This window comes from Moorena sp. SIO4E2 (assembly GCF_010671945.1).
Taxonomy (GTDB): Bacteria; Cyanobacteriota; Cyanobacteriia; order Cyanobacteriales; family Coleofasciculaceae; genus Moorena; species Moorena producens.
This window is the reverse complement of the sequence record NZ_JAAHIE010000168.1, coordinates 1-13,430: the sequence shown is the minus strand read 5'-3', so window position 1 is coordinate 13,430 and position 13,430 is coordinate 1. Positions and strand designations below refer to the sequence as shown.

Here is a 13,430-nt window from a genome sequence, read left to right as displayed (position 1 = left end):
AACACTGATGGTCTATAGATAAATCAGCAGCTAAGATCGATGAATTAACAGATCAGATGTTATAGGAGATGACAATGTCTGTACCTACCCGTACTCCTTTACCAATTATCCTAATTCGTGGGTTTGGCGGTCTCAATATTCAAGAGGAACAGCGCTTAACCTACCAGGGCTTTAACCAAGGCACCGTCTATGAACACAAAAAGGGAACAAATGAGATTTATGAAGGATTAATTCTGAGTTTCCTCAAGTCAGACTGGCAATACCAGGATGCCAGTAACGTCGTGACCTTTAGTAGTCGGGAAATTGAAGATGAACCAACCCTGCCTCGGAAACTAAAGTCTTTGCAGCAAATGCTCCAGGATGGCAAACCCCTGCCATCATCACTTCAGTGGTTAAAGGATAATGGTATTTTCGATAAATTTAAGCGCCTCAAAGAAGAAACCTATACTTTAAACTATCCAGACAAAACTGAACAAAAAAGATATTTTTCAGGGGATAAAGTAGTCATAAACCCAGAGATGTCAGAATACTTTTTGGAGTCTATCAAAGAGCCTTGGCGCTCTATTTGGGTATTTCGCTACTATGACCTAAAAGAGCGTAAATTTGACACCTATGGTAATGCCTTGGTGCGTCTGATCTACTTAATTCGTGAACTAACCGCGAATCAAGCAGGTGTTAAACCTAAGGTTAACATCATCGCCCATTCTATGGGTGGGTTAATCGCTCGCGAAGCAGTTCAAGTCACCTATCCCAGCCTTGGTCTTAAGGCTGAAGACTACATCAATAAAATTATCACTTTGGGCACTCCTCACCAAGGCATTACCTTCCAAATCTTAGAAGATTGGCTGGGTTTTGGGGGAGAACTAGGAGCTCAAGAAGAATTAGAGCGCTTTAATCTCAAAAATCAAAGTAAGCTCAACAACCCCTATTCGTTCCAAAATTTTGAGAAACACTTTCCCTTAGAACGACTTTTAACTATTGTTGGCACCAACTATAAGTCTTACAATTTGCGACAAGCCTCCTTTCTCAACCGCGTTTTCTCCCCGAGATATGAGTTTGGTTCTAACTATAACCGTAGTGATGGCTTAGTTAAGCAATTCTCTGCCCAAATTCCTGGGGCACCCCGTACCTTTATCCACAAATCCCACGGTGGTTTCGACTCCGTGATTACTTCCCGAGAAGCATTTGAAGTAGCAACGCGCTTTTTCTTTGGGAATGTGCGATCGCGTTTACGTTTTGTCAACGGCCAAATCACTCGGGGTAAGGATTGGTTTGGCAAAAGTGAGTTCTTTCTGGGAGTATCCATTAAACCCCGTCTGGTGGATTTTGAACTGTTCCACCAGAGTGAGGCTGCGGAAAACTGCTATGGTCCGTTTATTAAAGAGGATTTGACCGACGAAAAGCCAGCATTTCCTTGGGCAGATGGCAAAAATCTGATCTGGGAAGGGTACTTGAATACCATATCGATTCTAGAGGATGAGAGCATCCCAGCCCAAGAGAAAGACATGGTCTTACGGCTGGACTTTTACGTCGGTGAGCGGGATTTGTTAGGTCTTGGTTTCTCTGACAATGTCATCTTCCGCAAACAATACTATATTCGGGTTCTGATTGCCAAGACACCCATAGAACTCTACCTCCATAGCGATGAAAAATTTTCTCAGCCAGATTTTACCGCCAATCCCGCTGATAAGATGAAAGAAGTGGATGGTGCCTGGGAATTTCAAGTGCAAGACACTGGATTTGAAGGAACCTTCCAGATCGAAATTGATTGTCTTCCTGAACAGGGACATCCAGAACCGTTCCTTTCCGGGATAGAGTAATGGGTAATGGTTAATTAGTAATGGGTAATGGGTAATTGGTAGTTGATGATTACCGATTACCGATTACCCTGACCCAAAAATCCAGCCACTATTTGGTAAGTGATTGTAAGCTATCAGCGTGTCGCGTATCAGCTTATGCGCTACTTGAGGTGCTACTTGAGGTAGTTATGGGCTATGGGCAAGCTACACCGAACAGCTTTTGAATAAAACCGGTAAGCATTGGTTTAATCTCTGTTACGGAAAGCTGACGGCTGACCACTGACGGCTGAATGCTTACAAGTAATTAACCGGAATTGTAAATAGATTGATACTAGATTTAACCAATGGCTTCATCAAAATCAAAACGCAATGCTTCTGACTCCAAAACCTCTGGCAATCGAACTGTCTACCAGGAATTTGGCACTAGCAACGACGCTGCAGTGGAACGACCGATTCAGGAACTTCCCCCAAATCAGCAAGATTTGCGGGTACAGGCATCACGGAAGGGACGTAAGGGAAAAACCGTTACAGTAATTAGTGGATTTCAATCATCACCAGAAACCTTAACCAAGTTACTTAAACAGCTGAAAGGCCAATGTGGTAGTGGTGGTACAGTTAAAGATAATACTATTGAAATTCAAGGAAATCATACTGATAAACTAGTGCAAATAATGATTAAACTGGGCTACAAAGCTAAAGTTAGTGGTGGTTAATGGTATAAGATAAAATAAACCTGGATGTTTAAACACGGATAAACGGATAACCTAATCTTAGGTTATCCGTTTGAATTACTAATTTTAATGACTAAATTTAAATTACTAGTTTGGTAATCCTTAAAACATCGTGATCGGAACGAAGATAGGGAACTGAGGTACTTCTGAATCCAGTAACAAAGGGTCGATGATACAACTTCCAATAAATGGGACTCAGGTCATGAGCGATCGCTTTTAGGGCTTTGAGTTCTTCTGCTAGTTCCGCTGCCAGTTCATTAATCCGTTCAGCGTGGTCATAAGCTTGTTGTGTGGCTTGTTCTATTTGGTCTTCCAGGGTTAGGGGTTGACTGATGGTAAGTGCTGGCTGTAACTGCTGCTGTTTTTGTTCCAACTGGGCTTCTAAGGCTGCGATCGCATTATCGATTCCTAGTATCTCTACCGAGCGTTGGGCGTTTTCACTGGCTTGACGACGGTAGGCTTGAGCGATCGCTTCTGGAGACTGGTCTTCTAAGATAATTTCCTGGCGGGTTAGGGTATCACGTTCAGCACGTAGTGCGGCAATGCTCTGGCGAATTGCGTCAATTTCTGAGTTTATTTGCTCCATTTTTGCCTTTAGCTATGAGTTTTATACTCTTTTTATATTGAACAGTCAACAGCCCCATCCACAAGGGGATGGGGCTTGTCACTAACAGGACTTACGCCATAACTATACCAGTAAGGTGCGTTAATAACGCACTCTACTATAGGGTTTGTATTTGAGATGTAAACCTAGGAGGTCTTGTTTTTTTGTCAAATAAAACTCCGGAGCTCTTGCCCCTCTTGGTTTTTCTCTAACTTCTGGTAATCTCTTGGTGTATCAATATCAATTACACCTAATGGAAAAGGAATACTACATACTTCGTTGTAGTATTTATTGATTAATTTTTTGGCACCCACGGTCTCATCTAAGGTTGCTAGTTCAGAGAAAAATATATGTTTAAACAAAACAGGTACACCTAATGTATCTGCATATTGGCAAGCAACGATGGGTTTTCCCGTATCATGATAGGCTGCCACTAAATAATTAATAATTTCAGGAGAAAGAAACGGCTGGTCACAAACAGTAATAACTGCTGCGTCTATGGTTTCAGAACAAGTGGCAAGGGATAGAATTCCCCTACGAATTGAGGAACCCATTCCCAAATTCCAATCTAGGTTTTCAACTACCGTTACAGAAGGTTGGTTAACTTCAGAATATATCTGTTGGGCATTTGCTCCTAAAACTACTACGACAGGCTTGCAGACTGAAGCCATTGCAGTCTCTATGGTATGGCGAAGCAAGCTGCATCCCTGATAGGGTAAGAGTTGTTTAGGTCTACCCATGCGGGTTGATGCACCTGCTGCTAAGATAATAATAGCAATATTTGATTCAGTTATTTTTAGCTTTGAATTGGTTATTTTCATTTCATAATTAAAATATTAAAAAGTTAAATTCAACAACCTTTATAGTTTTTAATTGGGATTTTATTGACTTGATTTCGTTTATGAATTGGTTCCATGCGGTGTTTTAAAAAGCCACCACCACGGTTTGCTAACACAGCTTGAATTTCAGCAATGATGGATAATGCGATCGCTTCTGGTGTATCTGCACCAATATCAATGCCAACAGGAGTGTGTAACTTTTGTAGCTGTATGGGTGTACATTCTACTCCTGCTGCACGTAAATCTTGCAGTAACCTGGCAGTGCGTTGCTTTGAACCCAAACAACCCAGATAGCTGATAGCAGCAGGGATTAGCACTTTCAAAATTTCTAAATCATCGAGGTAGTTATGAGTCATGACCACAGCAATGGTGTTATCATCAATACAGATTTGCTTGTCTAGAATTTCCCTGCGGGTGAGAATCACCTGATCAGCCATGATAAAACGCTCTTGAGTTACCTCACTCCCTCGACAATCAACTATAGTGACTCGCCACCCTAAGGCTTTAGCAAACTCTGCTACAGGTACACTATCACGACCTGCACCAAAAATTATTAGATGTGGCGGGGGTTTAATCAACTCGATAAAAATATCTACTTTACCGACTGCTAATTGGTATTGATGGAAACTTGAATGTTGATTTTCCAGAGCAGCTTGAGCATCTTTGAGCAAAGCAGCAGTCAAATACTCGTCTTTAATATCAGTATTTACAGTATTATTTGATTGCAGGATTAAACGCGCCCCAACCTTAACATTTACCCTACCTTCCACAGCAATAACAGTGGCAATAATACCTTGCTGCTGGTTATAGAAACATTGATGAATAAAAGCTAAGGGGTTAAGGGGATTATCTTGATTTAGAAGCTCAATAAAGACGTTTACCACACCGTTACAACCCAGCCCAAATCCCCAGATAATGTCCTCATCAGCAGTGGTATCATAAGTGATGACTATGGGTTTTCCGTCTGGCATCGAAACGCGAGTATGCTCAAATACATCATTTTCCAAACAACCACCGCTAATGGTTCCTACCATTTTACCACTTGATGTGATCAGCATTCGCGCACCAGGTTGGCGATAGGTAGAGCCTTGAGCATTGACAACAGTAGCAAGAAATACTTGTTCATTGTTGTGTTGAATTTTGGCAAATGCTGCTATAATATTATTTAGCTCTTTCATCTTGGCTGCTGGACACTCCTGTTATAGCCAAGCTTAACAATTTGGGCTCAATGATGTAAAGTAAAAATTTTCGTGGCTTTTGTGGAGATATTTGATGAATAGAATATTGTATTATCACCAGCAATCAAACTTTTCTCGTAAAATTCGCATATTGTTAGCTGAAAAAAAATTAGATTGCGAACTCAAAGAAGTTAATCTTAAGAATAAACCGTCTGAATTTATTAAAATTTCTCCCATTGGTAAAGTCCCTGTGTTTGTAGAACAAGATGGTACAGTTATTTGGGATTCTACATTAATTGCAGAGTATTTAGACGAAACCTATCCACAACCTAGTTTTTATCCAAGTAATTATCAGGCAAAGCTTGAATGTCGTAAATGGGAAGAAATCGCTGATTATTTAGGTGATAATATCATCAATTTATGGCTTTTAAATTTGACTAATAATTTAGAGGTAACTGATTATCGAACCAAATTAGAAACGTCAATTAATCGCCTTTTACCAATTTTTGATCAACAATTAGCCCAATCTCAATACTTATTAGGCAATGACACATGGACAGCAGCAGATGTAGCAGCGTTATGTTCCTTGGGTTACTACAGCCTTCGCTTGGATAAAGATTGGGGTTCGCGGTATCCTAACTTAGGAAATTGGTTCGAGAAATTACACGAGCGTGAGTCGGTCAAGTCAACTGTTCCTATGCCGTTAAATTAAGTATGAAACTACAGGCAAGCGCACAAGAAAAAACTCAAATGGGGAAGTCATCCAAACCATTTATGGAAAAAGTGGCGATTATTGGTGCTGGACTTGGAGGTTTGGCTGTTGCTATAGCACTCCGGAAATGGGGGTATGATGTCCAAGTTTACGAAAAAGCTCAAGATTTTCGGCCCGTTGGTGGTGGTTTGGGGTTGTTACCAAATGGTTTAAATTTCCTTGATGCTATTGAACCGGGGATAGTAGAAACTATCAAAAAGTCAGGTTGTGAGGTTAGGAAAAGCGTTTTAAAGAATACTCAAGGTGAAACACTTCGCACTAACCCAGCAAGCAGATTTGATGATAAATATGGTCAGCCATTGATAACTGTTTGGTGGTGGCGTTTGCAGCAAATTATGGCATCTAAGTTACCATCTGATAGTATTCATCTTAACCATCGCTGCATCGGTTTTGAACAATACGACCGTCACGTGTCAATATATTTTGATAACGGGGAAAAGGTTAGTGCAGATTTGCTAATTGGAGGCGATGGTATAAATTCTGCCATTAGAGAAGCTTTAATTGGAGACGGTAAACCCCGCTATTTAGGAAGTATGTCTTGGCGTACTGTTATCAAATGTAACCAAGAATTACTTAATCCCGGTGAACTCGGATTTGTGAAAGGTAATCAAGAATTTATGTACCTCCTAAATGTCGGTGATGGGCATATTTCCTGGCTATATCGTAAGTTATTACCAGATTGTATTGTTTCCCAAGATGCGGCTGAGGTCAAATCTCGGGTTCTCGATCAATTAGCGGACTGGGGAGAATCATTGCGATCGCTTGTGGAAGCAACACCAGCAGAGCGCATTTTGGCCGGACCAATTTGCGACCGCTTACCGCTAAAATATTGGAGTCAAGGCAGAGTTACGTTGTTGGGTGATGCGGCTCACCCAATGGCTCCTGCTATGGCACAGGGAGCCAATAGTACGTTTGAAGACGCCTATGAACTAGCATTTTGCTGTTCCCAAGCATCGAGCATTGAAGAAGCTCTGGCTACTTATGAACACCGTCGTATACCCCGTACCCAACTGATGCAAACCCGTAGCGCTTTGGGTGAAATGCGTTACTACACAACCGATAGAGAGACTGCTAATCAGCAAATCCAGGAACAGTCACAGATGAGTAGCGAAGAATATCAAGATTGGGTTTTTAACTATAAGCCTGAGGTTAAATTCGATTATAATTATTCTAGTCTCTAGAAACAGTAAATTTTATGATTATCAAAAATCCATTAAAACAAACACAATATAAATCTAGACTAGGAATGGAAGTCCTTCCAGGATGTAACTTACTGCATCTGACCGATTCACAAAGACATGAATTAAAACAATCTCTATGGGAACATGGTGTGATTGTTGTCAAAAATCAACAGCTTACTGCATCGGAGTTAGAAGAATTTGCCATAAAAACTTTTGGAAATTTGATGTTTGGAGGTAATTCTTTTTCTTTAGACCCCGATCTCCCTCCAGATATCCAGAGCCAATATACAGCTATTTTAGGTAATCCTAAAGGATTTGATCAAGAACCTCCTGAAAAGATTTATGGAGCCCGGGTGTGGCATCAAGATAAAGATGGAGTACCCAGAAGAGAAGAATTAGATATGAATGCACTGTATGTTGTCATGCTCTACACTATAAAAGTTCCTGAAGAGGGAGAAAATGGACAACCTCACACCACAGAATATTTAGACTTAGTAGAAGCTTATAACAATCTTGATCCTAGTTATCAAAAGGAATTAGAAGGAATATCAATGTATCAAATGCCACCCATGTTTGATCGTCAAAATCTTGACTGGGATGATGTTCCTAAAAAAGTCCATCCCATTGTTTCAACTCACAAAGTTACGGGTCAAAAAGGATTATATTTGGGTTCTTGGAACACAGCAATTCCTCTGGGTATGGAAGATAAACGAGAAGAAGCCAAACAATACTGGCAAGATTTGTTTCAGACTGTTTTAAAACGCACCCCTGTATATTCCCATGTTTGGGAGCCAGGAGATATTATTTTTTGGGATAACTCACAAGTAATGCACCGGGGAACTTTCTATGATTCTACCAAATACCAGCGTATTGGATTACGGTTAGGAGTTGTGGATTGTCAATGAAATAATGTATCAGCAGTTTGACAAGTCGCTCAAGGAAAAAGAGAACAGGGAAGAGATAAGAGGGCATAGGGAATAGCGATGCGCTGGATCAAGAGGTGCGACCCGTGGCGAATTTAATTCTTAATGGGTCAAGCGCACCTAACAGGGAATTAACGTCCAAGAAGACTGTACCTCATAACTGCAATAAACTCTATATGTATGTTTATGTATGGTCTCTCTATCTGCCTGTTTTCTTATCCAAAACTCAGGTCACATTAAGTTTCAAAAGCTAATTTATCACCAAAGACTTGTTGCCAATCAGTATTAAATTTTTCAACTGCCAAAGGTATAGCCGGATGTGAAACCATTTGTTCCATTAAACCTACAGGCAAAGTAATCGCACCAACTCCTGCTTGTAATACTTCTAAAACTTGACGCGAATTTTTAAAACTAGCAGGTAATAAACAACAACTTAGATTTTGTTGTTGGACAAGTTGTTGAAGTTGCTCCACAACTGTGACACCATTTCCCCCAAAAACATCAATTCGATTTACATAAGGAGCTAAATAATCTGCACCTGCTAGTGCAGCTAAAAAACCTTGTTGAACTGTATAAATTGCCGTAGCTAATAGAGGTATCTGCTTCCGATGTAACTGTTTCATTGCCACCAGACCTATTTCCGTGGCGGGAATTTTAACCACAATATCATAGGGTAAAGCTGTTATTTTCTCAGCTTCCAAGATAATTTCATCTACAGATTGACTGATAACTTGAATGTGGTAACGTACCTCATTTCCTAGTATAGGATTTACGTCTTTAAGTAGTTGATTGACACCGATGTTGGCTTGAGCCAGAATACTGGGGTTGGTTGTTATTCCTTTAATCGGTAAGCAAGAGTGAAAACGTGCTATTTGTTCAACATCGGCACTGTCTAAATATAGTTCTAACATTATTAACTCCTGATTAAACCTTTCCTGACTGAAAATGCTCCGCAGCACAGTTATGTAAGCTTTAAGGTAAACTTTTTGATATTGAACACCAGATGATGCCAAAACCATATAGTTATGATTTGAGAATAAAAGTGATTTTGGGCAACAAATTGCTTTCGCTTCTGCTGAGCTAACCTCCAAGCAAATCATAGAATTAGCCATAGCGCAAGTCCCCAGAAAGGTATAAATCGAAACCACCCAATCCTGCTGTTAACTGCCCTCAAAAGTAAAGCCTGAAAAAGGGAAAAAAGTAATAAATCTACACAGAAAGCTAATGTAAGTCGGTTCGTCATCAATTGCTCCCCAAAATAGTTCATTCTCTCGACCAAATCTCCAAACTCTGGTCGTCCCATAACCCCCCAAACTAAGGCAATGATCCCCACTATCATTCCTGTCCAACCAAATACATGAGCTAATATTCCCTTGTTCGTTTCCTCCTTTACTGGAGGAATTGGTGTATTATAGCGCAGTGCCATATAAGGGGTAACAACAGCATTGGTTCCGAACATCGCCAGACTCCAAATGAGAATCTTGGGGAGATGATTTGTCCTTCTATCGACGAGGAGTAGAGGTAAAAACATAAAAATCCAAGCTTCGGCAAAGTTGAAGAGTGCTTCTAAGCTAGGATGAACCACTGGTGCTTCTAGATAATGAATGCCTACGAGGTTCAAAAGGGGTAAAATAAAGAAAAAATTCAGAGATTCATTTACTATTTCCTCTATAGTTTCTGGTTGAATAGCCCAAGCGGGTTCCCCTGGAATAAGTTGCCCTGGCGGAGATAGCAACAGAATGTAAATATAAGCGATCGCTATTAACCCAAATACTATAGCAAGAAACCCTTGACTTTTTGGAATCCCTTGGCCTAAGGTAGAGATTTGCCTGGTACTTTTATTTTGCCGAGGTTTCAGCAGTCGCCGTATCAGCGGAGATACCAGTCGGATGATAAAGAATGCGGCCTTCCCTGGTTTTATGGGGGGTTCAACCAGATCACGGGCTAAAACTAACTTGCCAGTTACCTCAGAAAAACGATAAAAGCTAACACCTCGTCCGTTGGGAAAGGGAATGCCGTCTAACTCAACGTGCCATAGTACTCCTACTGCCAGGGGATCCCCTGTGGTGATATCGTCAATGACAAATTTTAAATCATCCGGGATACCTTGACAGGATTCTTCCAGAAGTTGTCTGACAGCTTCCTTTCCTTTGAATGGTTGGGAAAAGTTGAGATCCTCGTAAATACACTGGTCGTCTATCCACTCCATCGCAGCGTTAACATCCCTACGATTGATTGCTTCATACATGGACTGGATCAGATTATGGGCAGGTGTGGTCATGAGATTTTAGATTTTAGATTTTAAGTAAGCATTCAGGTGTAATGTTGCCGAACGCTCAAACCCATTCCAGGAGAGAGACCCCCCTGCCACTTTACGCGGTTGTCACTGCCAAACGCAAAGAGCGCTCTGCTCGATTATTATCGGGTGGAACTTGTGGGTGGCCCTTGGAAATACTACCATTGCTGGGACTTGTGCCTCAAAGACAATAGCAACAATCCCGCAGCATGACCAGCTTTTGAACTCCAGGTCTCAATTGCCTCCTTCCCTTTTTGTCAACCCCATCACCTGAATGCTTACCCTTGAGTTTAATTTACCTTAGCTGTTCATTATAATAAAATCATATTAAGTACCATAAATAAAAAGATTGAGTAATGACCTCAGAACTCAAAGATAAAAAAGCTACAAATAACTCGCAACAATGGGAAGAAGAAAAAAAATTTACATGGACTAAACAATGGTATCCCATCACTCCGATCAGCTATCTGGAACCCTCTCGTCCGACCCCTATCACTTTGCTGGGTAAAAAGCTGGTAATCTGGAGAGACAAACATCAAAACTGGGTAGCAATGGATGATACTTGTCCTCACAAATTGGCGCAGTTATCTTTAGGAAGTATAAATGAAAATGGTAACCTAATTTGTCGTCATCATGGATGGTGTTTTGATGGGACAGGAAAATGTACAACTATCCCCATGTTGAGTGATGAAAAGGCTTTAGAAACTGCTTGTAATAGTGAGCGTTCGCAAGTAACAACATATCCTACTCAAGTGCTACAAGGATTATTATGGATATGGGCAGATAATAGTCCTACTGCTTTTGAAGATTGCACTTTAAAACAGCCTGCGGTAATGGCTGAATCTCAGCTTTATAAGTCTGAGACAGATTGGTTTATGTCAGAAGTTCCTGTTGGTTACACTGTCTCTGTTGAAAGTAGTTTTGACCCTTCTCACGCCCAATTTTTACATAAAGGAATTGCTGGATTTTCTCCAGAAAGAGCGCTTCCCATACAACAGTTTGAAGTATTTGGAGAAATGTCTGCTGAGGCTGGTTTTACGTTAAAGCATTCTGGTTACAATATTTTTAACAAAGATATGGATGCGACGCGGAATTTTACCCCACCCTGTTCTAATACAACAATCTACAAATATTCCAATGGTAAATGTGCTTTATTTCAGTTATATTTTGTGCCCACAAAACCAGGTTATTGTAAACACATTGGTAAGTTTATTATGAATGATAGTCCTCCACAAAAACGTAACTTCTGGTTTGAACTACTGCCTAAATATTTACCAACAGGGTTAAAACATTCATCTAGTTATAAGTTGAGTAACCAAGATTTATCAATGATGCACTCCCAAGCTGTTAACGAATCTATAGGGAATCAAACTTGGCAAAAGTCATATTTTATGCCTTCAGTAGCTGACGTTGGCATCGTTACTTTTCGCAAATGGTTAGATGAGTTTGCCGGTGGTAAACCGGCATGGCAGGGATTAACAGAAGCACCTTTCCAAGAATTAAGTGATGAGCAATTATATGATCGCTGGCACAGACATACAAAGCATTGCCCTAGTTGTCGGCAATCTAAGCGTGTTGATAGATAAAATCAAAGATTATTGTCTAACTTTTACCGCAGTCTTGGCAATTTTAGCGTTATTACTAATACTAATTAATCTGCAGATAAGACTAGTTTTGATCCCAGTTTTGTTGGGCATATTGAGTTTAATTTGCTCCTATAAACTAGGCTCAATTCGGGAAAGATTTATCAGCAGCATTCCCAAAAAAGGTTTACCCGTGGTTGACTTATATGAAAATTAACATGATCACATAAATATGATCACATAAACATGATCACATAACATAAAAGGCGTTAAATGCAACGCCTTCCCATTCCGTGTGTCACAACAACTTATCCGGTGTAATTGGTAAATCACGGATACGTTTACCTGTAGCATGGTAAATAGCATTAGCGATCGCAGCCGATACTCCTGTAATCCCAATTTCACCCACACCCCGCACCCCTGCGGGATTGAAGTTATAGTCGGGTTCCCCCACAAATGTCACCTGAATCCGGGGAATATCTGCATGACTGGGATAATTATAGGTAGCCAGGTCGTAAACCACAGGATAGCCAATATTGGGGTCCAAATCACAGGCTTCCATCAAGGCGTGCCCAATACCCATAATTACGGCACCTCGTATCTGAGACGCTGCAGTTTTGGCATTCATTACTCGCCCAATATTCATCACAGACACCCAACGGTTGACGCGCAAGCGGGCAATGTCTTCATCTACGCTGACTTCACAAAAATGTGCCCCCCAGGATTGGAATGCCCATTTCTTGCCCTCTTCACCGGCTGCAGAAGAGGCTGTCGCTTCAAAAGCAGCTTGTCCCGACTGATGCAGGGTGGCAAAGGCTTCTTGGGCTGTTTTCGCTTTAGCTGTCTGTAAAACCTCTTCACAAGCCGCCATCACTGCTGGTACAAGGGTTGCTGTCATTTGGGAACCACCCGCCATCCCACCATTTGGGAGTAAGGAGTCTCCCATCTCCACCCGTACCTGTTCTACAGCTAGCCCCAATACCTCGGCTGCTGTACCTGCAACAATGGTATATGCACCAGTACCCATGTCATTACCACTAGTGAGGATATGGGCAGTACCATCGACTAACAACCGCACTGTGACTGTGGCTGAACCCCGTAAAGCGGGGAAGGTTGATGCCGCCATGCCCCAACCAATCAGCTTACCATCACGGGTGAGGGAACGCACCTGTTTTGGTCTATCTTGCCACCCAAATTGTTCCGCACCCAGCCGCAAACATTCCCCGAAATCCTTGGCAGAGAAAGGTAAACCCTGGCGCTGGTGTTCCTTAGTTTCATTTTTTAACCGCAGTTCCACTGGGTCGATTTTTAACTCCCACGCCAATTCATCCATGGCTGATTCTAGTGCCCATAACCCCGGATTTTCCCCTGGGGCACGCATGAATGTAGGTGTGCCGACGTTCATCACCGCCAATTCCTGACGGGTTCGCAGATTGGGTGCAGCATACATAGCTGGTGTAATGCCTGTACAAGGTTCAGTAAAAATCTCAACTGGTGAGGTACAGGATTTAACCCCATGGTCGA

At 41.4% G+C, this 13,430-nt stretch carries 11 protein-coding genes and 1 pseudogene; 6 read left to right on the top strand and 6 right to left on the bottom strand.

Annotated features, from left to right (window positions below; translation table 11 throughout):
* Window positions 1-74 precede the first annotated feature (74 nt).
* The gene (locus F6K37_RS18090) at window positions 75-1,820 is read left to right on the top strand and encodes an esterase/lipase family protein (RefSeq protein WP_287251471.1); all 1,746 of its coding nucleotides are present in this window, start codon (window positions 75-77) and stop codon (window positions 1,818-1,820) included.
* 323 nt (window positions 1,821-2,143) lie between these two features.
* Entirely contained in the window at window positions 2,144-2,512 is a 369-nt protein-coding gene (locus F6K37_RS18085; protein WP_008184817.1) for a translation initiation factor, read from the top strand.
* Window positions 2,513-2,609: 97 nt separating this feature from the next.
* Here F6K37_RS18085 and F6K37_RS18080 read toward each other — a convergent pair whose 3' ends face one another.
* The 3 genes from F6K37_RS18080 to F6K37_RS18070 all read right to left on the bottom strand — a co-directional run bounded on the left by F6K37_RS18080 (window position 2,610) and on the right by F6K37_RS18070 (window position 5,151).
* Entirely contained in the window at window positions 2,610-3,116 is a 507-nt protein-coding gene (locus F6K37_RS18080; protein ID WP_008184819.1) for a hypothetical protein, read from the bottom strand.
* Window positions 3,117-3,301: 185 nt separating this feature from the next.
* Window positions 3,302-3,955 (bottom strand): nucleotidyltransferase family protein, encoded by a 654-nt coding sequence (locus tag F6K37_RS18075; protein ID WP_008184821.1) that lies wholly within the window; start codon window positions 3,953-3,955, stop codon window positions 3,302-3,304.
* 29 nt (window positions 3,956-3,984) lie between these two features.
* Window positions 3,985-5,151: an XdhC family protein gene (locus F6K37_RS18070; RefSeq protein WP_008184823.1), complete on the bottom strand. Its 1,167-nt coding sequence runs from the start codon at window positions 5,149-5,151 to the stop codon at window positions 3,985-3,987.
* 94 nt (window positions 5,152-5,245) lie between these two features.
* Between F6K37_RS18070 and F6K37_RS18065 the strand changes: the two genes are divergently transcribed.
* The 3 genes from F6K37_RS18065 to F6K37_RS18055 are packed head-to-tail and all read left to right on the top strand — an operon-like array spanning window position 5,246 to window position 8,009.
* The gene (locus F6K37_RS18065; RefSeq protein ID WP_287251468.1) at window positions 5,246-5,863 is read left to right on the top strand and encodes a glutathione S-transferase family protein; all 618 of its coding nucleotides are present in this window, start codon (window positions 5,246-5,248) and stop codon (window positions 5,861-5,863) included.
* Window positions 5,864-5,901: 38 nt separating this feature from the next.
* Window positions 5,902-7,104: an FAD-dependent oxidoreductase gene (locus tag F6K37_RS18060; RefSeq protein ID WP_287251466.1), complete on the top strand. Its 1,203-nt coding sequence runs from the start codon at window positions 5,902-5,904 to the stop codon at window positions 7,102-7,104.
* Window positions 7,105-7,118: 14 nt separating this feature from the next.
* Entirely contained in the window at window positions 7,119-8,009 is an 891-nt protein-coding gene (locus F6K37_RS18055) for a TauD/TfdA dioxygenase family protein (RefSeq protein ID WP_008184828.1), read from the top strand.
* Window positions 8,010-8,263: 254 nt separating this feature from the next.
* On the opposite strand, the gene F6K37_RS18050 is transcribed toward F6K37_RS18055, so the two are convergent.
* Both F6K37_RS18050 and F6K37_RS18045 read right to left on the bottom strand, forming a co-directional pair.
* Window positions 8,264-8,938 carry a transaldolase family protein gene (locus F6K37_RS18050; protein WP_502708025.1) on the bottom strand — a complete coding sequence of 225 codons (675 nt, stop codon included), beginning with the start codon at window positions 8,936-8,938 and terminating at the stop codon, window positions 8,264-8,266.
* A gap of 185 nt (window positions 8,939-9,123) precedes the next feature.
* Complete coding sequence (locus F6K37_RS18045) at window positions 9,124-10,308, bottom strand: nuclear transport factor 2 family protein (RefSeq protein WP_287251463.1); 1,185 nt, start codon at window positions 10,306-10,308, stop codon at window positions 9,124-9,126.
* Between the two features lie 371 nt (window positions 10,309-10,679).
* Between F6K37_RS18045 and F6K37_RS18035 the strand changes: the two are divergent.
* A pseudogene (locus F6K37_RS18035) lies at window positions 10,680-12,123 on the top strand (aromatic ring-hydroxylating dioxygenase subunit alpha).
* An 81-nt stretch (window positions 12,124-12,204) separates the two neighbouring features.
* On the opposite strand, the gene F6K37_RS18030 reads toward F6K37_RS18035, so the two are convergent.
* Window positions 12,205-13,430, bottom strand: a 1,226-nt coding sequence (locus F6K37_RS18030) for a xanthine dehydrogenase family protein molybdopterin-binding subunit (protein ID WP_287251460.1), incomplete at its 5' end; no start/stop codon positions are given.

Excerpts from the sequence above, each read along its gene's own strand:
- F6K37_RS18090 (WP_287251471.1), top strand. The coding sequence starts at position 75 with ATGTCTGTACCTACCCGTACTCCTTTACCAATTATCCTAATTCGTGGG.
- F6K37_RS18085 (WP_008184817.1), top strand. The coding sequence starts at position 2,144 with ATGGCTTCATCAAAATCAAAACGCAATGCTTCTGACTCCAAAACCTCT.
- F6K37_RS18080 (WP_008184819.1), bottom strand. The coding sequence starts at position 3,116 with ATGGAGCAAATAAACTCAGAAATTGACGCAATTCGCCAGAGCATTGCC.
- F6K37_RS18075 (WP_008184821.1), bottom strand. The coding sequence starts at position 3,955 with ATGAAAATAACCAATTCAAAGCTAAAAATAACTGAATCAAATATTGCT.
- F6K37_RS18070 (WP_008184823.1), bottom strand. The coding sequence starts at position 5,151 with ATGAAAGAGCTAAATAATATTATAGCAGCATTTGCCAAAATTCAACAC.
- F6K37_RS18065 (WP_287251468.1), top strand. The coding sequence starts at position 5,246 with ATGAATAGAATATTGTATTATCACCAGCAATCAAACTTTTCTCGTAAA.
- F6K37_RS18060 (WP_287251466.1), top strand. The coding sequence starts at position 5,902 with ATGGGGAAGTCATCCAAACCATTTATGGAAAAAGTGGCGATTATTGGT.
- F6K37_RS18055 (WP_008184828.1), top strand. The coding sequence starts at position 7,119 with ATGATTATCAAAAATCCATTAAAACAAACACAATATAAATCTAGACTA.
- F6K37_RS18050 (WP_502708025.1), bottom strand. The coding sequence starts at position 8,938 with ATGTTAGAACTATATTTAGACAGTGCCGATGTTGAACAAATAGCACGT.
- F6K37_RS18045 (WP_287251463.1), bottom strand. The coding sequence starts at position 10,308 with ATGACCACACCTGCCCATAATCTGATCCAGTCCATGTATGAAGCAATC.